Annotated in this window: 20 protein-coding genes; 11 read left to right on the forward strand and 9 right to left on the reverse strand. The window is 41.0% G+C overall.

Annotated elements, in window-relative coordinates; translation table 11 throughout:
- Positions 1-80: 80 nt before the first annotated feature.
- Positions 81-596 carry a GNAT family N-acetyltransferase gene (locus L1077_RS09260; protein ID WP_237136574.1) on the forward strand — a complete coding sequence of 172 codons (516 nt, stop codon included), beginning with the start codon at positions 81-83 and terminating at the stop codon, positions 594-596.
- Here L1077_RS09260 and L1077_RS09265 read toward each other — a convergent pair.
- Genes L1077_RS09265 through L1077_RS09280 form a run of 4 tightly spaced genes read right to left on the reverse strand, consistent with a single transcriptional unit; the run spans position 589 to position 4,903 of the window.
- Positions 589-1,182: a PqiC family protein gene (locus L1077_RS09265; protein WP_237136575.1), complete on the reverse strand. Its 594-nt coding sequence runs from the start codon at positions 1,180-1,182 to the stop codon at positions 589-591. The genes L1077_RS09260 and L1077_RS09265 overlap by 8 nt on opposite strands.
- Positions 1,179-2,834: an intermembrane transport protein PqiB gene (pqiB, locus tag L1077_RS09270; protein ID WP_237136576.1), complete on the reverse strand. Its 1,656-nt coding sequence runs from the start codon at positions 2,832-2,834 to the stop codon at positions 1,179-1,181. The genes L1077_RS09265 and pqiB overlap by 4 nt, the downstream gene beginning before the upstream one ends.
- Positions 2,827-4,047: a paraquat-inducible protein A gene (locus L1077_RS09275; RefSeq protein WP_343222138.1), complete on the reverse strand. Its 1,221-nt coding sequence runs from the start codon at positions 4,045-4,047 to the stop codon at positions 2,827-2,829. The genes pqiB and L1077_RS09275 overlap by 8 nt, the downstream gene beginning before the upstream one ends.
- Positions 4,048-4,093: 46 nt before the next feature.
- A complete protein-coding gene (locus L1077_RS09280; protein ID WP_237136578.1) occupies positions 4,094-4,903 on the reverse strand; it encodes a thioesterase family protein in 810 nt (269 codons plus the stop codon).
- 217 nt (positions 4,904-5,120) lie between these two features.
- On the opposite strand from L1077_RS09280, the gene dnaK reads away from it, so the two are divergent.
- The 6 genes from dnaK (at position 5,121) to L1077_RS09310 (ending at position 13,626) form a co-directional block, all read left to right on the forward strand.
- Complete coding sequence (gene dnaK / locus L1077_RS09285) at positions 5,121-7,049, forward strand: molecular chaperone DnaK (protein ID WP_046358068.1); 1,929 nt, start codon at positions 5,121-5,123, stop codon at positions 7,047-7,049.
- Between the two features lie 119 nt (positions 7,050-7,168).
- On the forward strand, positions 7,169-8,305 hold the full coding sequence (gene dnaJ, locus L1077_RS09290) for a molecular chaperone DnaJ (RefSeq protein WP_039610309.1): 1,137 nt from the start codon (positions 7,169-7,171) through the stop codon (positions 8,303-8,305).
- 520 nt (positions 8,306-8,825) lie between these two features.
- A complete protein-coding gene (ybaK, locus tag L1077_RS09295; protein ID WP_237136579.1) occupies positions 8,826-9,284 on the forward strand; it encodes a Cys-tRNA(Pro) deacylase in 459 nt (152 codons plus the stop codon).
- 211 nt (positions 9,285-9,495) lie between these two features.
- Positions 9,496-11,748, forward strand: a complete 2,253-nt coding sequence (locus L1077_RS09300) for an acyl-CoA dehydrogenase (RefSeq protein ID WP_237136580.1) — start codon at positions 9,496-9,498, stop codon at positions 11,746-11,748.
- An 85-nt stretch (positions 11,749-11,833) separates the two neighbouring features.
- The gene (locus tag L1077_RS09305) at positions 11,834-12,793 is read left to right on the forward strand and encodes a DUF1679 domain-containing protein (protein WP_237136581.1); all 960 of its coding nucleotides are present in this window, start codon (positions 11,834-11,836) and stop codon (positions 12,791-12,793) included.
- Positions 12,794-12,795: 2 nt separating this feature from the next.
- Positions 12,796-13,626 (forward strand): EamA family transporter, encoded by an 831-nt coding sequence (locus tag L1077_RS09310; RefSeq protein ID WP_237136582.1) that lies wholly within the window; start codon positions 12,796-12,798, stop codon positions 13,624-13,626.
- On the opposite strand, the gene L1077_RS09315 is transcribed toward L1077_RS09310, so the two are convergent.
- Positions 13,623-15,275: a S8 family serine peptidase gene (locus tag L1077_RS09315; protein WP_237136583.1), complete on the reverse strand. Its 1,653-nt coding sequence runs from the start codon at positions 15,273-15,275 to the stop codon at positions 13,623-13,625. The two genes, L1077_RS09310 and L1077_RS09315, sit on opposite strands and share 4 nt — an antisense overlap.
- A gap of 190 nt (positions 15,276-15,465) precedes the next feature.
- Positions 15,466-16,557 (reverse strand): ABC transporter substrate-binding protein, encoded by a 1,092-nt coding sequence (locus tag L1077_RS09320; RefSeq protein ID WP_237136584.1) that lies wholly within the window; start codon positions 16,555-16,557, stop codon positions 15,466-15,468.
- A 67-nt stretch (positions 16,558-16,624) separates the two neighbouring features.
- Between L1077_RS09320 and L1077_RS09325 the strand changes: the two genes are divergently transcribed.
- Together L1077_RS09325 and L1077_RS09330 are read left to right on the forward strand one after the other, a co-directional pair.
- Entirely contained in the window at positions 16,625-17,011 is a 387-nt protein-coding gene (locus L1077_RS09325; protein ID WP_237136585.1) for a cytochrome b562, read from the forward strand.
- A 273-nt stretch (positions 17,012-17,284) separates the two neighbouring features.
- Positions 17,285-21,340, forward strand: a complete 4,056-nt coding sequence (locus L1077_RS09330; RefSeq protein ID WP_237136586.1) for a rhombosortase-dependent cadherin domain-containing protein — start codon at positions 17,285-17,287, stop codon at positions 21,338-21,340.
- Between the two features lie 131 nt (positions 21,341-21,471).
- Here L1077_RS09330 and ykgO read toward each other — a convergent pair whose 3' ends face one another.
- Both ykgO and L1077_RS09340 read right to left on the reverse strand, forming a co-directional pair.
- A complete protein-coding gene (gene ykgO / locus L1077_RS09335) occupies positions 21,472-21,609 on the reverse strand; it encodes a type B 50S ribosomal protein L36 (RefSeq protein WP_080672543.1) in 138 nt (45 codons plus the stop codon).
- A 99-nt stretch (positions 21,610-21,708) separates the two neighbouring features.
- On the reverse strand, positions 21,709-21,966 hold the full coding sequence (locus tag L1077_RS09340; RefSeq protein WP_063363675.1) for a type B 50S ribosomal protein L31: 258 nt from the start codon (positions 21,964-21,966) through the stop codon (positions 21,709-21,711).
- Between the two features lie 190 nt (positions 21,967-22,156).
- Between L1077_RS09340 and L1077_RS09345 the strand changes: the two genes are divergently transcribed.
- Entirely contained in the window at positions 22,157-22,432 is a 276-nt protein-coding gene (locus tag L1077_RS09345) for a hypothetical protein (RefSeq protein ID WP_237136587.1), read from the forward strand.
- A gap of 109 nt (positions 22,433-22,541) precedes the next feature.
- Here L1077_RS09345 and L1077_RS09350 read toward each other — a convergent pair whose 3' ends face one another.
- Positions 22,542-23,195: a DUF6058 family natural product biosynthesis protein gene (locus L1077_RS09350; protein WP_237136588.1), complete on the reverse strand. Its 654-nt coding sequence runs from the start codon at positions 23,193-23,195 to the stop codon at positions 22,542-22,544.
- Between the two features lie 149 nt (positions 23,196-23,344).
- On the opposite strand from L1077_RS09350, the gene dapA reads away from it, so the two are divergent.
- Complete coding sequence (gene dapA / locus L1077_RS09355) at positions 23,345-24,259, forward strand: 4-hydroxy-tetrahydrodipicolinate synthase (RefSeq protein WP_237136589.1); 915 nt, start codon at positions 23,345-23,347, stop codon at positions 24,257-24,259.
- Positions 24,260-24,263 lie beyond the last annotated feature (4 nt).

Here is a 24,263-nt window from a genome sequence, read left to right on the forward strand (position 1 = left end):
TACAATATATATTGTATTTATATCACCTTAAGGCAATGTCTAAACTCATTGCCTTTTTAATATAATAGTAGCTGGTAGATATGTTTAATAAGTTAGTCGTGCAAACGCATAGGTGTGAAATCAGGCATGCAGACCTTGATGACGCTGATTTTATTATAAAACTCCTTAATCAAAAGAGCTTTATAGATAATATAGGTGATAAGCAGGTTAGAGACCGTAAAAGTGCGTATGATTATATTAAGCGCTCTTTTCAAGTGCAGTATCAAGCCCAAAGTTTTGCCCCTTATATTGTATGCTTAAAGACAGGTCAGAAAATAGGTATAGCAGGGTTTTATCAAAGATCATATTTACAAGGGCCAGATTTGGGCTATGCGTTTTTAGATGAATATACTGGGCAGGGTCTTGCATCTGAGGCTTGCATTGGCCTTATTAGCCTGGCTAAAAGCGATATGCAATTATCTAAGTTATACGCAGTAACTGATATGGATAATATGAAAAGTCAAAGATTGTTACGAAGCTTAGGTTTTGAGTTTAATGGGAAAATAATATGTCAGGCTGACAAAATAGACAGCCTTTTCACCTATAAGTTTATTTAAGATGGGTTGATAAGGCTTCTTGATGAACCGTATCAAGAAGTTTTATCCAGTTTTCTTGATGAGCTGATACTAAAGCTTCAAACCCATCTTTATTCAGTTGACTATTTAATGAAAACCTTTGAGTTTGAATGAGCTTAAGTTCGCCTTGTTCCTGCTTATATAAATACCAATTCCCACTTAATAAAGCGCCTTTATTATAGTGGCCCGCGAATTCATTCAACACTAATTTAAGTGAGAATAAAGGTTTTTCAACATCTCCTGCGAGTGCTCTGGGCACGACAGTAAGCCCTAATGTGTGAAAATAGCTTTGTGTTAACTGTGTCAGCATGTTTTCAGGGTGTTCTGCCCAAAAGTGAAAGCGTGCGATATTAACAGTATTTGGTTTAGTATATTGGACAAAGGCCTGCTGGTTTGACACGCCAATAATGGACACATCTTCTAAGTAAAGGTGACCTGCTATTTTCTGCGTCGCAGATACTTGCAAATTTTGATCTGAAAATTTGTAGTACTTATGCGTATTTTGATTGCTGCTGCAACCTATCAATAATAACGAGATTAAACCAAGATAAATTGGGAGTTTCATCATCGTTTCCTTGGCGTTGGGTCTTCAGATGCGTCTTTGTCAAAAATAAGCATGTTTGGCTGCTCATTGAGGCCCTTAGTGACAGGTTTTAGTGTGTTTGACAAGCTTTCAAGCTCACTGAGCGTATCTGTCAGTTGCTCCATAACGCCAGAACCTTGTTGGTAAGTTGATAGTGTTTTTTCAAATTGCTTCAAGCTTGAAGTCAGTTGGGTTAACGTGCCTTGTAATTGGGTTAGGTTTTTATCCACTTTTTCCGGTACTTTTTTGTTGTTTAAATTTTCAATTAGTTGCTTTGTTTCACTGCCAAGCTCTTTGTAAGCAACCAGTGTTTTGTTAGCTTCGCTTAACGTATCGTCTAACGGTAATTTATTTAGTTTATTAAGCAGCGCGATAACTTGTTCTGAAAGTGCCGTAAACCCGCTGGGTACACTTGGTAAAACAGGGTACACAGAATGTTTTGCAATGGTTTCTGGTTTTGCTGCGCTATAGAAGTCTAATTCTATGTATACCGCACCAGTTAACAAATTACCACTTTTTAATGAGGCTCTAAGTCCATTTCTAATCCATTTTTCAATATTATTCAGCCAGTATTGTTTAGCCTGCTCGTCAACATCGTATATTCTTCCATACTCCACCTTAATTAATACTGGAATGGATGTATTATCTTGTTGAAAGTACAAGGGTTTGCCATTTCTAACTAGTTGTGCAGGTACCTGTTCAACGGTACCTATTCTCATACCTCGATACTCCACAGGGGCACCGGGCTTAAGCCCTTTTATTGATTGCTCAAACTCAACGAGATATAAATCAAACAAGTCAAATCGTCTCTCTAGCGCCACAGCAAAGTTTTTATGAAGCTTATATTGTGTGTTTTGCTCTGCAATTTCATCAGCTGTGGTATTAGGCGGATAATCAACAGAAATCCCACCTTTAATTAACTTTGATAGCGAGCCTGTAGAAACTCTTATGCCTTCAGTTGACAAATCAACCTCGACGCCAGAGTTAACCCAAAATATAGCATTCTTTGATATCAGTTCGTTGTATGGAGAATTGATGAAAATACCATAATCCATTTCTAAGGTTTTCTCGTTAAAACTGGCGGTCTCAACTTGACCGATTTTATAATTTCTGAAGAATATACCTGTTCCAACGTCCAAAACTTCTGCATTAGCTGCCTTTAGGCTATACCTTAGTCCCTCAATATCAGGTGCAATCAAGGCCGGTTGATTTTGCATGGTAAACAAAGAGGCTTGTTCGTTACTTTCACCCGGCAAAAGTTCAATGTATGCACCAGAGAGAAGCGTATTGAGCCCAGAAATACCCGATTCATCGACACGAGGCTTAACTGTCCAAAACTTCGCATCTTTGGTTAAAAGTGTGTCGTAGTCTTTGAAAATGCGTATTGTGGCAATGACAGCGTTTTGCTCTATTTGTAGTTTTAGGGATTCGACTAGCCCAACTTGAACGCTTCTGACTTTAATTTCGGTTTTACCCGCGATAATGCCATCAGCGTTATCCATTTTTAAGAAAATGGTGTGCCCTTTATTTGATTGATGTTGATATAACATCCAGCCAGTGATCACAATTGCGATGATAGGCACTATCCAAATAACAGAAAACTTTGGTTTTGACTCGATATAAGCTTGTTCATTCATTTTTATTTAAATTATCCCAAAGTAGTCGAGGGTCGAAATGGTTCACGGATATAATTTGGCATAATACCATAGCTGTGAAAAACACAATACCTGATTGAGGTTCAACACTTAAAACCGTGCCAAGTTGCACAAGTGAGACCAACAATATTACAACAAAAACGTCAATCATCGACCATTTGCCCATAAACTCAAGGGCTCGATACAGTTTGCTCGCGAGCTTTGGTTTAGTGCATTTTTTTACCTGGTAAATTAAATAGAAAAGTGCAATGCCTTTTATAATTGGGATGCATATACTGGCAACAAAAATGAGTATGGCTACAGGGTAGGAGCCAGCATGCCACATAACCTCCACACCGCTATAAATAGTAGCTTTGGTGTGTAGTCCCAAATTAATAGTATCCATAATCGGCAAGGCCAGTGCGGGGATTAATAGTACCATAGCTGTGACCATCCACGCGGCGCTTTTTTCTAACGAATTCGACTTTCTAAATTTAAGCTTAGTAGTACATCTTGGGCAGCGAGTTTCTTTACTAAGTTGACCGCAGACGTGGCATTTTTTTAATGATTGCTGAAGTGCCCGAGGTGCACAGGTTTTTTCATCTGGGCAGTAAGTGATTTGCTCTCTTTCCCATAATTGCTCTTTACTGAGTAACGAGAGGGTTTCTATGAAGCACAAAACAAATAAAATATATGACCAAAACCCGAGACCAACTTCTATTTCTGCAAATTCAGTCAGTTTGAATGCGCTTATAAGCACTGCAACCAGAAATATATCAGCTAAGTTTAGTGGTTTGAGCAGCATCAGAGCTCTGACTATTATACGGGCATTGCCCGGGTTAAGGTGACGCCAAAATGGGGAGTGTGCCAACATAATAAGTATGAGTGCAGCTAGGGGCATTAATAATATGGTGAATGCAAGTAAGCCAGCAAGTAGTGCGCTAAAATTAGTTGCTAGCAATGATATTGCTTCAATTAAGCTAATTGATTGTTTTAAACCATGCTGAGCATACGAAATAAAGTGAGGATGTAAGCTAACTAAAAGAAATAATATTGAAGATAAGCCAAATGCATTAATGCTTTGGTTATAGTCAATCTTACAGTTGGCCAAAGTGTTACCACAGTGCGGACATATGGCTCTTTGGTGCTCGTCCATATGTGCGATAGACACTAAATAATCACAATGTTGGCAAGCAGTTATCACAATCAGAAACACAATAAAATATATCTATACTCTATTGTGTTCCAGCAACTCAATAATATCAACCATCAAATACAGCAACTGTTTGTCGGCTTAATGCGATTAGGTCGCCAGCTTTTGAGAAAACCTTGGCGTCTTCAATGCCATAGCCGTTGCTAGCTTGATGCGTAATGGCCTCATAGCCCACCCAATCATGTGTACTAAGTTCCAAAGGTTGGAGAAACTCAATATACCAAGATACTGTGCTAGCAGGTGAGGGCTTATTACATAATTGAAGAAGTGTCGGCGGCCATGCGTCTGCTAATGCTAGGATATATAATTCCTGTGCAGTTTTTTGAGGCATTTGTTTGAACTTCATCCAGCCATGAAGTTCGCTAGAATCAGCACCACTAAAAGGCATAGCACCCGCTTGAATATTTAAATCTACATGTTGGATGAAAGCCGGAAATATCCCTTCTACATATTGTATTGTGTTTTCTTCATTTATGTCTGTATTAAGAATGGCAGGTTTGATTTGTGATTTAACTTTGATATTTGACGGGCGTTGCTTTGCGAAACTTGCCAAAGACACTAGGCATACAGAATCTCGTTGTTCTATCCGTGATTCTAGCTGGGTAACGTTTTTCCCCTGCCTCAGTATAGATGTATTGATAGTGAAAGGTTCAGAGGCGATTAAAGGGGCGACGAAATTACAGCTGAACGAAAGTAGTTGTCGGTCTTGGTCATTAAGCTGAATATACATATGTTTAAGCATTAGCGCGGCACTTAGCCCACCAAAAACGGTTCGACCCTGGCTCCATGTGTTTGGCACACTGAGGCGACAGGGTTGCTCACTGAGCTCGGTAGATGAAATGATAGCTTCGAAATTCATAGTAAATCCATGTCTCGTTATTTTTGTTTAGAATATAAACTCTAAACAAGAAAATACAGATTTTTTGTCTGCTTTTTGCTCTGTTCATCCTAAAAATAAAAAAAATTGAAAAAAAATGAAATTTTTTTCGTGTTTAAGGTTGAATTAGAATTTGCCGCCCCTATTTATCAAGTCATCTAACAGAACAACGAATTTTTTGAGGTCGGAGAAGATTCACATGGGTAAAATTATTGGAATCGATTTAGGTACTACTAACTCTTGTGTAGCAGTATTGGATGGTGAGAACACGCGCGTTATCGAAAACGCTGAAGGCGATCGCACAACCCCGTCAATTATTGCATTTACAGAAGAGGGTGAAACGCTAGTAGGTCAACCGGCAAAGCGTCAGGCAGTTACTAACCCTACAAATACGCTATATGCAATCAAGCGATTAATTGGTCGTCGCTTTGAAGATGAAGAAGTACAACGTGACATCAGCATCATGCCTTTCAACATTGTTAAAGCTGACAATGGCGACGCATGGGTTGAAGTTCGCGGTGAAAAGCGCGCAGCGCCACAGATTTCTGCTGAAGTCCTAAAGAAAATGAAAAAGACTGCAGAAGACTATTTAGGTGAAGAAGTAACAGAAGCTGTTATCACAGTTCCTGCATACTTCAACGATTCACAGCGTCAAGCAACTAAAGATGCTGGTCGTATTGCGGGTCTTGATGTTAAGCGTATCATCAATGAGCCAACAGCTGCAGCACTAGCTTACGGTATGGATAAAAAGCAAGGCGACAATGTTGTTGCTGTATACGACCTTGGTGGTGGTACTTTCGATATCTCAATCATTGAGATTGACGAAGTAGACGGTGAGCATACGTTTGAAGTACTTGCAACAAACGGTGACACGCACCTTGGTGGTGAAGATTTTGATAACCGTGTTATCAACTATCTTGTTGAAGAGTTTAAGAAAGAGCAGGGTATCGATCTTAAAGTTGACCCTCTTGCAATGCAGCGTGTTAAAGAAGCTGCTGAAAAGGCTAAGATTGAGCTTTCATCTGCACAGCAAACTGAAGTTAACCTTCCTTATGTGACTGCAGACGCAACGGGTCCTAAGCACATGAACGTTAAACTAACGCGTGCGAAGCTTGAATCACTAGTTGAAGACTTAGTAACTCAGTCTATCGAGCCGCTTAAGCGTGCACTAGCAGATGCAGATCTTTCTGTAAGCGACGTTAATGACATCATCCTTGTTGGCGGTCAAACACGTATGCCACTAGTTCAGTCAAAAGTTGCTGAGTTCTTCGGTAAAGAAGCGCGTAAAGATGTAAACCCTGATGAAGCAGTTGCACTTGGTGCGGCGGTTCAAGGTGGCGTTCTTTCTGGTGACGTAAAAGACGTTCTTTTACTTGACGTTATCCCACTATCTCTAGGTATCGAGACTATGGGTCAAGTAATGACTGCGCTAATCGAGAAAAACACGACGATTCCAACGAAGAAGTCACAGGTATTCTCGACAGCAGAAGATAACCAGTCAGCAGTAACAATTCACGTTTTACAAGGTGAGCGTAAGCGTTCAACTGATAACAAGTCTCTTGGTCAGTTTAACCTTGAAGGTATTCGCCCAGCGCAACGTGGTGCACCGCAAATCGAAGTTACTTTTGACGTTGATGCTGACGGTATCTTGCACGTATCTGCTAAAGATAAAGATACTGGTAAAGAGCAAAAGATCACTATCCAAGCTTCTTCAGGTCTAAGCGATGATGAAGTAGAGAAAATGGTACGTGATGCTGAAGCAAATGCTGAAGAAGATAAAAAGTTCGAAGAGTTAGTTGGTGCACGTAACCAAGCTGACGCATTAGTTCACGCGACTCGCAAGCAAGTTGAAGAAGCAGGTGACGCACTTCCAGCTGAAGATAAAACAGCAATTGAAGGTGCTTTAACTGAGCTTGAAGCAGCTATCAAAGGCGACAGCAAAGAAGACATCGATGCAAAAACTCAGGCACTTGCAGAGAAATCTCAAAAGCTAATGGAAATCGCTCAAGCAAATGCACAAGCACAGCAAGCAGGTCCTGGTGCTGATGCAGGCGCACAACAAGGTTCTGCGAAAGCAGACGACGATGTTGTTGATGCTGAGTTTGAAGAAGTTAAAGACAACAAGTAATTGTTGACTGTTAAGGGCGCGCGGCGACTTCGCTAGACGCGCCCTTCGTGTTTTTAAATTTTGGCTCACTACCGATCATATGTATCGGAGAGTTGTCTTGTAAGAGTAGTGTGATAACTATGTCCAAACGTGATTATTACGAAGTATTAGGTGTTTCAAAAGACGCCGGTGAACGTGATATAAAAAAGGCCTATAAGCGCCTAGCAATGAAGTATCACCCAGATCGTACTGCGGGTGATGAAGCTTTAGAAGCTAAGTTCAAAGAAGTAAAAGAAGCGTACGAGGTCCTAACGGATAGTCAGAAACGCCAGATGTATGATCAATACGGCCATGCAGCGTTTGAACAAAACGGTGGTGGAGGCCATGGCGGGTTCGGTGGCGGAGCCGACTTTGGCGATATCTTCGGGGACGTATTCGGTGATATTTTTGGTGGCGGCGGTGGTCGTCGTCAATCAAGACAGCAACGTGGTGCCGATCTTCGTTACAGCTTAGACTTAAGCTTGGAAGAAGCTGTAAAAGGCAAAGATGTTGAAATAAAAGTGCCTACATGGGTAAGTTGTAAGCCATGTGATGGTAGTGGTGCAAAAGCTGGATCAAAGCCAAAAACGTGTTCTACCTGTCATGGTGCAGGTCAAGTTCAGATGCGCCAGGGGTTCTTTGCGGTTCAACAGACTTGTCCAACGTGTCAAGGCACAGGCCAAGTTATCTCAGATCCGTGTGATAGCTGTCATGGCCAAGGTCGCGTAGAGAAGACTAAGACACTATCAGTTAAAATCCCGGCTGGGGTTGATACTGGTGACCGTATTCGACTTTCTGGTGAAGGTGAAGCCGGCATGCACGGCGCACCTGCTGGTGACCTATACGTTCAGGTTAGTGTTCGTGAACATCCTATTTTTGTTCGTGACGGCAATAATTTGTACTGCGAAGTCCCAATTAGCTTCACAACTGCAGCGCTTGGTGGTGAAATTGAAGTACCAACACTTGACGGTAGAGCTAATCTGAAGATCCCTTCAGAAAGCCAAACTGGAAAGATGTTCCGTATGCGTGGTAAAGGCGTTAAGTCTGTTCGCAGTGGTTCAGTAGGTGACTTGATTTGCAAAGTTGTGATCGAAACACCCGTTAACTTAAACGAGCGTCAAAAAGAGCTACTTAAAGAGCTAGAAGAGAGCATGAGTGGTGACACCAGTAAAAATCGTCCTAAAGCACAGGGCTTCTTTGATGGTGTGAAAAAGTTTTTTGATGACTTAACCAAGTAATTGGTAATGAATCAAATCAAAACGGCGCCTTTGGCGCCGTTTTACTCTCAGTCTAATATTACGAGATAATCCATATCATCGTTGCACCGACACACTAAATCTGGTCGGTTTTCTCCTGAAATCAGTGTCCCAGAATTGCACCCTAATACTTCACACTTTTGATCACAAGCTAGTTTATCTGCCCACGCACTATATTCGTTACTTAAAAACACTACTGCGGTTAAGGCAGTTAAAGTGATACCGATCATGCTTGAAAAGCTTGCATACATACAACTATCTACACTAGGTCAAATAACTAGGGCTTAACAGAGATTGCCAAAAATGTGCAATCACAACTCAGTAAGCTGATACATAATACTTTAGTCGACATTATCATAATGTCGAGCGTAATTTAGTATAATTTTTAAAGTACTTACCAATGTAAAATACTTAAGGATATTCTGTGTCGTGAATAATCGAAAAGCTGTTCGCATCTCGATACGGTTTAATCATTTAACTCATTAATAAATATGGACTTATAATGACACCTGCTATAAATCTACTCAAAAAAAATAAAGTGAAGTTCGATGTATTGAAATTTAAACATGACCCCAATACACCCAACTATGCTCAAGAAGCTGCGACTAAACTGAAACTGGATGAGAAAAAAGTATTTAAAACCCTAGTGATTGATGTAGATGGGATATTGTTTATCGGAGTCACCCCAGCTTCCCAGCAGGTAGATTTAAAGTTATTTGCAAAGTCGGTATCTGGAAAAAAAGCGCATATGGCTGAAAAGGATCGTGCGCAAAGTGCAACAGGATACTTACTTGGTGGGATAAGCCCTTTTGCGCACAAAAAAAATATTCCCGTGATTGTGCATAAAACTGCACAAGATTATGATGAAATTTACGTCAGTGGTGGAAGGCGAGGATTAGAAATTTCGATTTGTCCGCAATCACTTATGGCTATTACGCGCGCAAATTATGCCGTTTTTTGACATATATAATTGTTAAAATCATTTTTATGCCTATTCATGCAAAAATAATATAAATTCAGCGTACACGTGTAAGCTATTAATTATCAGAAAGTTTTTCCTCGAAAACGCAATTTACAGTAAAAAATTAGTTAATTATTTCATTTGAGCAATTGATCTAAATTGATTTTTATGCCGTAATGTAGGTATATCTATCTGGTCGGATGAGTTTATTATGAGTTTAAGAACACAACTAAGAAAAATTTTACCTAGCATTTCTGTTACCGAACAAGAAGCCCTAGACGCAGGAGATGTTTGGTTAGAAGGCTCTATCTATCAAGGAAAGCCAGATTTTTCAGCTTTACGCTCAGTAACAGAAGCAAAGCTATCGGCAGAAGAACAGGCATTTTTAGATGGCCCGGTGAATGAGTTGATGGCAATGATCGATGAAAATCATATTCAAAACTCAAAACACTTACCTGAGCACATTTTAGAATTTTTGAAAAAAGAGCGATTCTTTTCACTTATCATTCCTAAGCAGTATGGCGGTTTAGAATTTAGCCCGTACGCAAACTCAACGATTGTTGGCACGATTGCTACAAAATCGTCGGCAGTGGCAGTAACTGTAATGGTGCCAAATTCATTGGGTCCGGGCGAGTTATTGCTGCACTATGGTACTGCTGAGCAGCAGGCACATTACTTACCTCGACTTGCTAATGGACGTGATATCCCTTGTTTTGCGCTGACAAGCCCTGAAGCGGGTTCTGATGCTGGCGGTATTCCAGATCAGGGTATTGTCACTAAGGGTATGTTTGAAGGCAAAGAAGTACTTGGCTTAGAAGTAACATGGGATAAGCGTTATATCACGCTTGCACCGATTGCGACTGTACTTGGCTTGGCATTTAAAGTATTCGATCCAAAAGGGTTGCTAGGTGGTAAAGAATCCCTAGGGATCACATGCGCGCTTATTCCTAAATCTCACCCAGGTGTTGAGCTGGGCAATCGCCACGATCCAATGGGTATTCGCTTTTACAATGGTACAACTCGTGGTAATAAGGTATTTATCCCAATGGACTTTATTATCGGCGGTCAAAAAAATATTGGTCGCGGTTGGCAAATGCTCGTGAGTTGTTTAGGCGCTGGCCGAGGTATTTCACTACCAGCTTTAGGTGTTTCAACGAGTCAAGTTGCACTGAAATCTGCGTCGGAATACGCAGCGGTGCGCGAGCAATTTGGTCTAGCAATCGGTCAATTTGAAGGCATTCAAGAAAAGCTTGCAGATATCGCAGGTAAGGCATATTTGCAAGAATCTATGCGAGTGTTAACAACTGAAGGTCTTGGCATGGGGTTAAAGCCGTCAGTTGTGACAGCGATTGCAAAGTATCATATGACCGAGCTTGGTCGAGATGTACTTGATTCGGCAATGGACATATTAGCTGGTAAAGCAATTCAAACTGGACCACAAAACACCTTAGCGAGCGGTTATGTAGCACAACCGATAGCTATCACCGTAGAAGGTGCAAATATTCTAACACGTAACCTGATGATATTTGGTCAAGGTGTGATGCGTTGTCATCCTTACCTGCAATCTATGGTTGAGTCGATTCACAGCGAGCAGCCAAATGCTGACAAAGAATTTAATAAGATTCTTAGAAAAACGGTTGGATACAGTATTGGCAATGGTTTACGTGCATTCAAGCTAGGTGTATTTCCATTTTTAGCTTCTGGTTCGTCACGCTTACCTGAAGTAGTGCAGTATGAGAAAGCGGCACAGCAATTAGCGTCAAAGCTCGCTGTATACGCTGATTTTTCGCTACTTGTACTGGGTGGTAAGCTTAAGCAAGCAGAGTTATTATCTGCGAGACTCGGTGATGTAATGAGCTTTGTATACGCAGCTATGGCATCAATTAGGTATTACGAGCAAAAAGTGTCAGAGCAAGATAGAGCGCAAGCAGCTCCATATTTCCATTACGCGACGCGTTATGCACTTGTTGAAGCGGAAAAAGCATTACACAAGTTTTTGGATAACTTCCCAAATACCGCTGCAAGACGCTTTATGCGTGTCGCGACCATGAATTTTTCACATCGTATGCCACAAATTAATGATGATATGATCAGAGAGCTTGCTAAAGCAGCACAGCTAGATACTTTGTTTAAGCAGCAGCTGACACATTTAGTGAAGCCAACACCGGGTGATGGTCATGATATCAATGAGCAGGCCTATAAAGCGAAAATGGCATGTTTAGACTCGCTGGCAAAAGTGAAGAAAGCGCTTAAAAAGAGAGAGGTCAAAGCTGGCGTTACATTTAGTGATACATTAAATAATGCTTTTGTTGCCAGTATCGTAAATGAGCAAGAATATGTACAGCTAGTTGATTATAACCGTAAGCGTGAAAAGGCAATTCGTGTTGATGAGTTTGATTTTGACTTGAATTTGGTTGAGGATAAAAATACCACCGAGGAACTCAAAGCGGCAGTAAATCTATAAAGTCTCAATCTGAAAAAGCAAACGTCCAATTATTTCTATAATTGGGCGTTTCATATAAACTGCACAAAAAAGCGAGTATTTTTTTATGCAGTCATCTCTTTACAGTCAATATCTTCATTTATCACAACAACAAAATAAAACATCTCAAACGCTCTGGAATGGTTGTGGTACGTTAGAAAAATGCCAAATAGGTAGTCTTAAATATGCGATCAAGATTAGCCAAGTGCCAGATGACTTACAGCATATCAATATTCAACAAACGTCATTTTCTCTGCAAAGAAAGATCCGAAGTTATGTAAAAGAGCAGCATTTTTACAGGCATTATGCATCGTGTTTACGAGACTTATGCTTGTTACCACACATGATTGAGCTCCATGAAATTAATGGTAAATTTATTACTTTGCTTGAGGACTTTGAGCCGCTGGGCTTTCAAAATATGGATTCAGTGTCTACTGTGCAGATTAAAAGGGTTTTGGATTGGCTAGCGATATTTCATGCTAATTGGCTGATTGAAGATACTTGCAATGATGAGTTTGAAACTTTTGGCTATGGAAATTATTGGCATTTAGATACACGCCCAGATGAATATCAAAAAATGCCTAATTCAACTTTGAAAGAGTCGGCACATAGAATTGACAAAACATTGAAGCGTATTCGATACCAAACCCTTATTCATGGTGATGCTAAATTGGCAAATTTTGCTTTTAATGATACCCAAGTTATGGGCTATGACTTTCAGCATGTTGGCTTAGGTAACGGCCTTTCTGATGTGATGCTACTTTTTACGACTGTGTTGGATAATGCACAGCTAGAAACAGAATGTAGCGATTTGTTAGAGCATTATTTTTCTCGACTACAAAAAGCTCTCGTGCATAAACGCTCTGCCATTAGTTTCTGTGATTTGCAGCAACAATGGCGGGAAAGTTGGTGTCTTATTTGGGCTGATTTTCATCGTTTTTTGCTAGGTTGGCGCCCAGAACACCCGAAAATTAATGATTATATGAAAAAGCAAACGGCAATTGCTTTAAGGCAAACTGAGAAATAAATATGGATTTTGCATTATTGAGCGCACTGAGTTGGGTTGGGTTTGATTACACTCGTAAACGATTGTCAGCGCATTTTTCCGCGCCCTTAATGTCCGTGATTTTTAGTGCCATTGTTTTACCTGTTTATCTAGTATATTGGCTTGCGGTGAGTAGGGAATTACCACTTTCAAGTTACTATGTGCCAGCAACTGTAAGTGGTTTACTTGCAGGAGTTGGCAGTGTGTGTTTCATTCGTGCTTTAGCGCTTGGCAAAGTAGCCGTGATGCTCCCAATGTTATGTTTAACCCCGGTAATTTCAGGTGCAGCAGCTTGGTTATGGTTTGGCGATGCACTTTCTCAGTTAGAGCTTGTAGCCATCTCTATTCTTGTTGTCGCATCATTTTTACTACAGGGAGGACGCTTTACAATTCAGGAGCCTGGAAGTGGCTATATTGTTATCACTTCAATCTGCTGGGGTCTTTGCATTGTATTTGATAAACAAGCTTTAATGTATAGCCCTGTCGACTTTCATATTGTATATGTCACTTTTATTGTACTGGCACTGAACGCTACTTTGTACAGACCAATGATAGTTTTTGATGAAATAAAACAGCACTTATCAGTTTGGTTTTCTGCTGCGCTGTGCTTCTCGATGGCAGTGACTTTTCAATTTATCGCGTTAGAGTCAATCCAACCGGGCATGCTAGAGGCGCTTAAGCGTGCTATTGGCATTATTGGAGCGGGTTTGATAGGGGTTTACTTATTTAAGGAAAAATTAACCCCAACACAATGGTGCTGTGTCGGGGTTATTTTATGCACAAGTGCAATATCTTCTATTCAGCTGGCAGGTTAGTTACATTTACCAACTTTGCTCCACACGTTAGTGAATACTGTTGGCTCTGCGCCACGTGACCACCAAGTTGATCTGTACTCATAACCTTTATAAGAAACGCGGTCACCGACACGATAGAATGTAGACGCGCTCCACTCGCTAAGGCCAGTACAACCAGGAGGCGTTACCGCATCTTCTACCGTGACCTGCTTAACAATCGAATCAAAATCACCTGCTGAGTTGGTTACTTTAAGTGTCACATCATATGTACCTGCTTGAGCATATGTGTGCGTTGGTGCGCTTTGCGAGCTACCGTTACCATCGCCAAACGTCCAATTATAAGTACCAGCAGTTGAAGTGTTTGTGAATGTTGCTGTTAAACCACTTGTTGAGAACGAGAAGTTAGCCACTGGAACTGGGTCACCACCGCCACCACAGCTTTGAGCTAGATAATCATATGCCGCTTTTGCTTGAACAATACCGTGCCCGTATGAAGTATCACGACCTGCTGCGCCTTTGTCTTTTGCACTGGCATTAAGTGCCGCACGGATTTCTGCATTTGAACAAGTAGGGTAGTTACTCCATACCAGCGCAGCCACACCAGACACGTGTGGCGTTGCCATCGATGTACCACTTAGGCTTCTGTAACCACCGTTGTTCCATGTTGAGTTAACGCCAACACCTGGGCCTGCAATTTCAACTTGGCTGTTGTATTGTGAGAATGATGCTTTGTTTTCAGAGCTATCTACAGCCGCGACAGAAACAACATTGTCATAAGACGCTGGGTAGCTAAGTGCACTGTTGCCACCATTACCAGCTGCTGCAATGTGCAGCATACCGCGCTGATAACTTTGGTCGAAAGCATTTCGCTCTGCTGTAGAGCTACCGCTTCCACCTAAGCTCATACTTGTGATGTGCGCGCCAGCTGTCTCACATTGGTTAATAGCTTCAATTAGATCTGAACCATAAGCCCAACGACCTGAATCATTGAATACTTTTACAATATGTAGTTTAAGGTTACCAGATGCATTCACACCAACAACACCGGTACCGTTACCGCCAAGTGCAGCGATTGTTCCCGCCACGTGCGTGCCATGTCCATGACCATCATTGTGCCAAAGGCCAGTATCGTTTGACCCGTAACCATCATCACCAGTAACGCCTGCGCTAACTAAATCTTCGTGGCTACGCATATAACCTGTATCCATGATACAAACTTTGCGATTTGCTGCTGCCGCATCACTTACTAGTTTCGCTTGAACCATGTTAATTCCATAAGGCGTTGATTCAGCAAAAGGCGCAATTTCGCCATCAATAAGTTCTGGCACGTATCGCTTCGGATCTACTTCGACAGTTACGACGTTACCATCTTTTTCAAGTGAAGATAATTGCTCAGGTGTCAGTTCCATTACTACTGCATTGATGCTTGGTAATGTTTTAATCGCTTGAGCGTTTATATTGCTTGCAAACAAACTTAGCGATTGCGCTTTATAGTCTGTTAACTCTGCTTCTGATAAGGCCACAGGGAATGTGTTAGTCGTAGATTGTTCTTTTAGAGTAACGATCATACGTTCTGATGTTGCTGCTGTTGCAGACGCAGCACCAAGCGCAGACGCAACGCCAAGGGCAAGTAAAGTATGTTTTTTGCTTGTTAGAATAGTGTGTTTCATTTTGTTTGTCCAAGTTACATGTTGTTAACCAATTTAACTAAAACAGGTATTTCGAAATCTGTCAACAGTACAAAAAATGCACTTAAAAACTTGGGGGAAAATATTTTCACACAAAAAATTTAACATGAAATACATATTCATTTAATGTATTTATGATAGATAAATGTTGTTTTATTTTATTTTAATCAGGTTAAAAATTTAATTCTTTGTTCAGAGTCATAATATTGTAATTTTTCTTTTGGTTGACAAATTGTGAAAAATCTATTTGATTTAGGTTGTTTTCATGTGTGGCTTTGTAAATTGGTTCGAAAGTGGGGCTGTATGGTCTAAAAATTGCGACTTTTTGCGTGCCAATATATTTGATTAACCCTTGCTGATATTTTGCAAGTTCAACCAATAGGTAACCACCGAGTAATACGTGGCCTCCAATAGAGACGTCCAGCTTATCTACATGTCCATTGTCCCAATTAATGCCACCTATTTTGACTTTGTCTCTAATGCCAAGCTCAATAGCGGCTTGATTGACACCAAAAGCAATTGCATCATTTGCACACCAGATCAATTCAACATCCCTATATCGTCTTAACAAACCTCTTGCTAGTTCATGAGCACGGTTTTGAGACCAATGTGCGTCAACTTTATCAATGACTTGGACATTCGATAAACGATTAGTGTAGCTCAGTAGCCCTTGCTCTCGCTCTAATGCGGCGGTTGTTACAACATCACCCAGAAAAGCCAGCATTGAATATGATTCAGGGTTTTGAGCCTCTTTTTGCACCGTGTGCACAAGTTCACGAGCAAGCTCTTTTCCTGCCTGATAATTGTCAGGAAGTATGGCAGCTTTAATACCAAAACCCTTGGCATTGAGTCTGTTTATTTCAAGCTGGTTTGGGCTGTTTAAAAGAAATAGAATATTGGGATGAGGCTTTACCGAGTTGAGGAGCACCTCTGTTATCGCCCGTTTTTCGTCGACTAAAATAAGGTAATCGGCGTCCGATTCAAGTGCTTGTTTAGTCAACTCTTTCATTAAAATGTGATTGCGCTCAGCGTACAACACGGTGAGATCTATATTGGTATCTTGAGCAACTGCATTCATGACTTTTGATACATTTAACCAAAAATTCCCAGTTGGATTTACACCGCTAAAACCTGGATTGACGAATGTCACTCTCAAGGGGTGGTCGCTTGGCCTTTGTGACGCGTCACTAGGTGGAGTGATAAAGCTACTTATTAATGCAATGAAAAGTAGAAGTATTTGTAAGATTAAATTGGCTGTTTTCATTGCTTGTATTGTGCCTTGTTTACAACGTTTATTTATATATACTAGCTCAAACTTTCGAGGGGATGTTATGAAGTTTGTTTTTGTTATTTTGATATTTTTTAGCTTTTCAGCCTTCACACAGCCGAGCGAGCTAAATCAGCTGATGAAAAAAATGGGCCTTGAATATAAGCTCGCCATTAAAGCTCAATCTGCGGATGTTATGCACAAGCACTTGGGGCAGTTTGTTATATTGGTTGAGCAAGCTAAAGGGCATCAATTCCAACAAGGTAAGAAGAAAAAATCTATAGAGGGTCTTAACCTGACTATTGCTGAGGCTCATAAAGCGATGGCGTTAGTAGAGAAGGGCCAACTTGATGACGCTCGCAATGTGTTACTAAAAGTCGATTCTTTAAGGTCTGAGTATCACAAACTTCATGAACCACCTAGCTTCTGGCAGCTTCTGTTTGGACAATAAAAAACGAACGATTCGGAGCAAATGTTCAAAGTCTTTTTTATAAATGAGCCTTTAAAAAGTTTATTGTCAAATTGTGGTTTGTTACTACACTCATATCGGAAACCTATCTAAGAACGATGTTAAGTATATTTTTTAAGGGGCCCGGTATTGCCTGTATATACCTAGAGTGAGTTCACTTCGGCTCAATCTACCTTATTAATGCAGTTATAGTTAAGAAGTCTCGATTCCAAGCCTAGGTAGGCTCTTGAAATATTAAATAAAAGGGAAAAATGAATGAGACTTCTTCACCCCGTTAGTATTGCTGTCGCTATTGCGCTTGGCGGAGCAACATACTTAGCACTACAATCTCAAACTTCAACGCCGTACGAACGTAAAGCTGAATTCCTAGAAAAGAAAGCTCAATCCAAGTCACAGTCGCCCAAGCGTTATGACAAACCTAAAGAAGCGCAGAAGTTTTTTGTAAAGCAAAGGCTCCCAGTAGGGGCACAATCATTACCTGTCGAAAAGTATTCTGCGGCACTGAAGCAGATCAGGCAAATGACGCATTTTTCTATATCTTCAAATAGTGTGCTTGCAGACTTCTCACCCCAATTGAATGCACCTGATGGGCAAAATCAGGAGCTAGGTCAGTGGCAGGAGCTTGGACCTGGTAATATTGGTGGACGTACTCGGACTTTAATTATTCACCCAACTGACCATAACATTATGTATACAGCAGGGGTAGCTGGTGGGGTGTGGAAAACGACAGATGCTGGTGCATCATGGACACCACTGAGTGATTTAGCGACAAACCTTGCTGTAACCACGCTTACTTTTGATCCCAATAATGCGAACACAATCTATGCGGGAACAGGGGAGGGTCTATTCAACTTTGATGCACTGCGCGGTGATGGTATTTTCAAATCTGAGGATGCAGGTACTACTTGGACGCAAATTTCAAGCACCTCGAGCAATACAGATTTTCATTACGTAAACAAAATTGTTTTTAGTCCAAATAATGCCAATACACTTTATGTGGCGACACGCTCTGGTGTGCTTAAATCTTCAGATGGTGGCGCGAGCTGGGAAACTAAGTTTGTACCACAAGGGTCTTCTGCAGGTTGTACTGACTTGAAACTGATATCTCAGTCCAATACAGATATTTTACTTACTGCATGTGGCTCATTTAATACTGGTGGCGTTCACAGAAGTGCCGATGCCGCAGAGAACTGGACGCAAGTGATCGCGGGGACAGAGCAGGGCAGAACGACCATTGCAGTGGCACCGTCAGATAACAATATTATTTATGCTTTGGCAGCTAATCGAAATGATCATGGCATGGATGCTGTTTATAAATCGACAGATATGGGAGTGAATTGGACAACCACAGTGACAAGGGCCACAGCTGACAGATTTACAAGTGTGCTACTCAGTAACCCGTATTTCGGACTATTGGACTTGTGTACAGGAGGGACTGCTCAATCCTTTAATCAAGGATGGTATGACAATATCATAGCGGTTGACCCAGTAAATCCTGATGTGGTTTGGACCGGGGGGATAGATACATTTCGTTCAGATGATGGTGGTCAGACATTCGTACCTGCGAGTATTTGGTGGCTTAACCCAACAAATCCTCAATATGCTCATGCGGATCATCATGAATTTGTTTTCCACCCTGACTATGATGGGGTAAATAATACAACTTTATATGTAGCCAATGATGGTGGTATCCAAAGAACAGATAACTCTCTTGGTGGACGTTTAACAATTGATGAAGTGTGCGGTAATGCGGAAGCAGATCCTAATCAGCGTGTTAGTTGGTCGACACTGAATAATGGCTATGCCGTCACACAGTTTTATCATGGTACTGTTAAGCCAAGTGGAACGAGCTACTTTGGCGGCACACAAGATAATGGGACGTTAGTGGGTGAAGATGGATCATTTAATGGCTGGGTCGAGATACTTGGTGGTGACGGCGGATGGACTGCAATAGATCCAACTAATCCTAATATCATGTTTGCAGAGACTACCCGTTTGTCGTTGAGAAAGTCGACTGATGGAGGGCAAAGCTTTTCGAGTGCGGTCAGCGGAATTTCTGGAGATAATGGATTCCCGTTCATCACGCGTTTTGAAATGGCGCCATCTAACCCTCAGGTGTTGTGGATTGGGGGCAATCAGCTTTGGAGGACAAGCGATCAAGCTGGTAGTTGGTCAGCTGCTTCTGGTACGCTCGATGGCTCAGTATATTCTATTGGAATAGCGCCTAATACAGAAACTGCCGTCGCGGCGGGTACAGATAATGGTACTGTCTATGTTTCTTATCAGGCAGATCAAGCTTCAGCATCTTCGACTTGGGTAAGCTCTACGCTTGCGCAAGGAGTAACCATCAGCTCAATTGCATTTGACCCAGACAACAATCAAACAATTTACGCGACAGTATCTAATTTTGGCGCAACCCATGTTTGGAAAACAATGGATGGCGGTCAGACTTGGCAAGCAAGTGACAACGGACTACCAGATGTACCAGTCATGACAATTGCTGTCGACCCTGAAAGCCCGCAGAAATTATTTGTTGGTACTGATTTAGGTGTATTTGTGTCAGTCGACGGTGGGCAAAATTGGATGGCTGATGGATCTGGCCTCGCCAATACCAATATTGCAAAGCTTGCGATTAAAGGAAGAGAGCTATTTGCATTCACTCATGGTCGAAGCACTTATAAAGTGGCCATGAATACGGGCACAATGGACAGAAAGTTTACGACTGATGAAGACACTGAGATTGCTGTTGGTTCTGCCTTTGTCGACAACTTAAACAATGCTTTTGATTCTGTGGAAATTATTCAGTTACCTAACAATGGTGCTTTAAAACTTGGGGACCAGATGCTCGAACAAGGTGCTCAGGTAATGGCACAAGATTATGCAAATCTAGTTTATATGCCAAGTGAGGACTTTTCTGGCGAAGATTCGTTTATCTTCGAGGACATGACAGCAAACAATCAACCAGTGCCAGAAAATAATACCCTTCCTGAAGGGCAATATGCTGTAACAATATCCGTTAACCCCGTAAATGATGCGCCTGTCATAGAACCACTGGAAGATGTCGTGCTCTATATTGGGGAGTTGACAGAGTTAGACTTTAACGAAAAAGTTGAAGATGTAGACAATAATGACCTAATGCTGCAGCTTGAGCCTTCTGTGCCGGGTATGTCTTTCATAGATGGTGTTCTTGCAGGCAGACCTTTTACTGAGTTTGATAGTTCGATGACATTAATTGTCAGTGACGGGAAACTACAAACACAGCAGGAGTTCAATATTAGTATTTCGGTAGCACCTGACAGAGGGCCTGTTATCGAGTCTGGTCAGTCATTTGAAGTAATGGAGAATAATGAATCTGGAATGTCAATAGGTATGTTGATGTTCAGTGACCCTGATCCGGATATTTCACCAGTTGAAAGTTTTATGATCCTTGATGAAGTGCCATTTATAATTGAGCCTACAGGTGAGCTGTTTGTTACGACAGAATTAGACTATGAAATGCAAAGCGAATATAGCTTTTTTGTTCGTGCAATGGACTCGCTGGGTAATTATTCAGAATACACCGAAGTGACAGTTGAAGTGTTGGATGAAGTGGGTGACGATGATGTTGAGCCCGTAATTAAAGAAGAACAGCACTTTGAGGTGATGGAAAATTCGCCAATAGGTGCTGTTTTGGGTACGATTGAATTTGAAGATCCAGATGCTGATGAGTCGCCGGTTGACTCTTTTGTTATCCTCGGCGATGTGCCGTTTGAAATTGCATCGAATGGTGAGATTAAAGTTACTGGTGAAATTGACTTTGAAGTGAGCCAATCATTTTTATTTGGTGTAAAAGCGGTAGATACAAAGGGTAACGAATCTGATTTCGTTGAGGTTAAGATTGATGTAATTGATGACCCAGAAGATGATCAGGTACCGGATAGATCACCAATGATTCCAAGTGGACAGACTTTTGAAGCTCGAGAGAACACTGCGTTGGGAACAATTATAGGTCAGTTAGAGTTCTCTGATCCAGACTCAGACGTTTCTCCTGTTGAATCGTTTATGGTGATAGGTAACGCACCTTTCAGTATTGCCAGCAACGGCGATGTTGTTGTTCAAGGCGAATTGGATTTTGAGTTTCAAAGTGTGATCCGGTTTGGTGTGAGAGCACAAGATTCGTTTGGTAATGTATCAGAGTACACAGAGGTAACAGTTAATATTATCGATGTGAGGGGCGATGATGATGATGACCAAGATGGAGATTCGGGTTCATTTGGCATACTAGCACTACTAAGCTTGCCATTGGCGTTGCTAAGAAGACGTAGACGTTAATTAAAATTAACTAGAAAGCGGCGAAAGTCGCTTTTTTTATTTTATATCTAGGTAGTGATAAGAGGAGAGTGCTTTGAAAAGTGTAATTTTGAGCACTTTCGCAGCAAAGCGCTCATACAGCTACCAGGTAATTAGCGTTTCTTCTTCTTACCCTGAACCGCTTTAAATCTTGGATTTGTTTTACAAATCACGTAAACACGTCCGCGGCGCTTAACTACTTGACAACCTGGTCTGTTTTTTGCGCTCTTTAATGAACTTAAAACTTTCAACTTATGCTCCTTAATATGTTTTTACAACTTTACGCTTCAACGCGCTTGTTGAAGTTTACATCGCTGCATAGAGCAGCGATGTAAACTAAAAACCATTGCTTACTTAGTTGTAGCAGAAAGGTTTTTGAAACGGCGGTTGAACTTAGCAACACGGCCATCGCTTGCAACGATTTTCTGCTTACCTGTGTAGAACGGGTGAGATGCGCTTGAAACATCAATTGGCACGTATGGATACTCAACACCATCAATTTCAACAGTTCTGTCAGATTTAAGTGTTGAACCAACGATGAAGTACTTGTCTACTGCCGTGTCATGAAATGCAACAGCTTGATAATCCGGGTGGATATTTGCTTTCATAATAAATTTTAACCTTACGAAATGTGATAACGTCACAAATAGTATTCTATTTGAGAATAGTTTTCAATTGCTTATCTGAAATTTTTTTTACACTTTTTGTCTATTGATTATACGAATAAAGCAATTGTTACTGGATCTTCAATATCAGACTGTTATAACTAGAACCGAGATTGAGAAAGAGGACTACACTGTGAGCGAAGAATCACAACAATTAGACAACAGTGTCATTGCGGAACTGCAAAATAGGGATCATTCGTCGCTAGCTCAGCAATTGGATGAGTTAACTTGCGAACACAGTGACATTATAGAGCTACTGGCACAATATCAGGTTTTGAGTGAGCAAGATGATGACGAAAAATTTGATACATGGTACGACAACTTGTGTGAAGACAAAATGAAAGTCTTAAAAGGGTTTGAGATTTATAGAGCGCATTATGAACAGCTAGAGACTGTGAATAAGCCTTAACTAAACCTCGTTTACCCAAATAGTAAAAGCCATTTAGAATAATCTAAATGGCTTTTAGTTTTTTAGTTTCTAATTAGCACACCGAAGTACTGACGATATGTTTTGTATACTAGCAAGTCGATAAATCATATTTTTGCATGACACTATCTATATATTTATATCTGAGAGAATCTTGGCGCTCGTGCGCGGCGTTATGGCTTAAGGATCTATTGAGCAGCTTAAGTGCTTCATGTAACAGAGCTCGTTGCTCTGCTGGCACAGTTATACAGGTTCTATCTTCAGTTATTCTGTCTACTAAAGCACGGCCAAGGTCTATAAATACAACTTCCTCTACGGTACCATTTTGGCTGATCACACCGTATTTACTACACAAAAATTGCTGCCAAACTTGTTGTATATGCTCAATTAAGTCATCACCAAACTTATCATCTTCACTTACTATGCCCTTGTCGGCACAAGCTTTTAGTGTAGTAATGTATTTATTCTGAAACAACTCATAAGCATGACTTGAGTGTTCGACTTCATGCCTAAGTAGCATATGACCCCAATCTAGAGCGCCTCTAGGATAGTAGTCGGTCACCTCAACACATTCATACAAGCCAAGATATGAGCTACATTTAATGAGATTATCAATACTGTAGCTCGCGTTCGGAAAAATACTGTTCTCTTGCCATTGCTGTAGTTGTTCTGGCTCAACTTTAATTAAACTACACAGTTCATTGGCATCATAAAAATTAGATTTTAAGTAGTCAGATAATCTCATAGTGACACTGGTTATTTATACAGTTGTTTTTAGTTTGTATGATTTTTAGCACATAAGCAAGAAATTTTATAATTCTGTATATTTGGCCTCGGCATACCGGAGCAATTGTGATAAAACATATCGTATATAAACAACTAGCTAGAAATTGCATGCGAAGTATACAATCGATAAAAAAAGCCAGCTTAATTACGGCAATCAAAACTCCTTATCTTATGTCAGGCGAAATCGACTTGCAGGCGTATGACGCACTTGTCGAAGCGCAAATTGCAGCCGGAGTAGACGGTATAATTGTTGGTGGTACAACAGGTGAAGGTCAGTTGATGAACTGGGAAGAGCATCTGATGTTGATAGCCCATAGCGTTAATAAATTCGCAGATAAGCTGGTGATTGTTGGTAATACTGGCAGTAACAATACCCGAGAAGCGATTAAAGCCACTGAGTATGGTTTTGCATCTGGTATGGATGCAGCACTACAAATTAACCCATACTATGGCCGCACATCAACTGCAGGGGTAGTTGAACACTTCGAACGTGTTTTAGAAATTGGCCCTGCTTTTGTATATAACGTCCCTGGCAGAACTGGACAAGATTTAACGCCTGATATTATCGAACCAATTGCCAAGCATAAAAATTTCATTGGCGTGAAAGAGTGTGCGGGTAATGAGCGCATTGCACATTATGAGTCACAGGGTATTGCTTGTTGGTCTGGCAATGATGATGAAGCACATGATGGCCGTCATAAATACCAATCTCACGGCGTTATTTCGGTTACCTCAAACTTGGTGCCAAGATTATTTAGACAGCTTATGGACAAGCCTGATGATGCGCTAAATAGAGACTTACAGCCTTTGATGAGCTGGCTATTCTGTGAACCCAATCCAATCGCGATAAACACAGCGTTAATCATGACTGGCGCTGTTAACCCAGTATTTAGATTACCCTATGTACCGCTTACGCGTGAGCAGCAAATTGAAGGGCAGACGCTCATCAATGCACTAGAAGAGCAGTATATTGTTGGTGGAAAAGCTAATTTAGTGGATGAAACGCTTCTTAAGCTTTGTTAATGCA

The organism is Pseudoalteromonas luteoviolacea (assembly GCF_021654285.1).
Taxonomy (GTDB): Bacteria; Pseudomonadota; Gammaproteobacteria; order Enterobacterales; family Alteromonadaceae; genus Pseudoalteromonas; species Pseudoalteromonas luteoviolacea_J.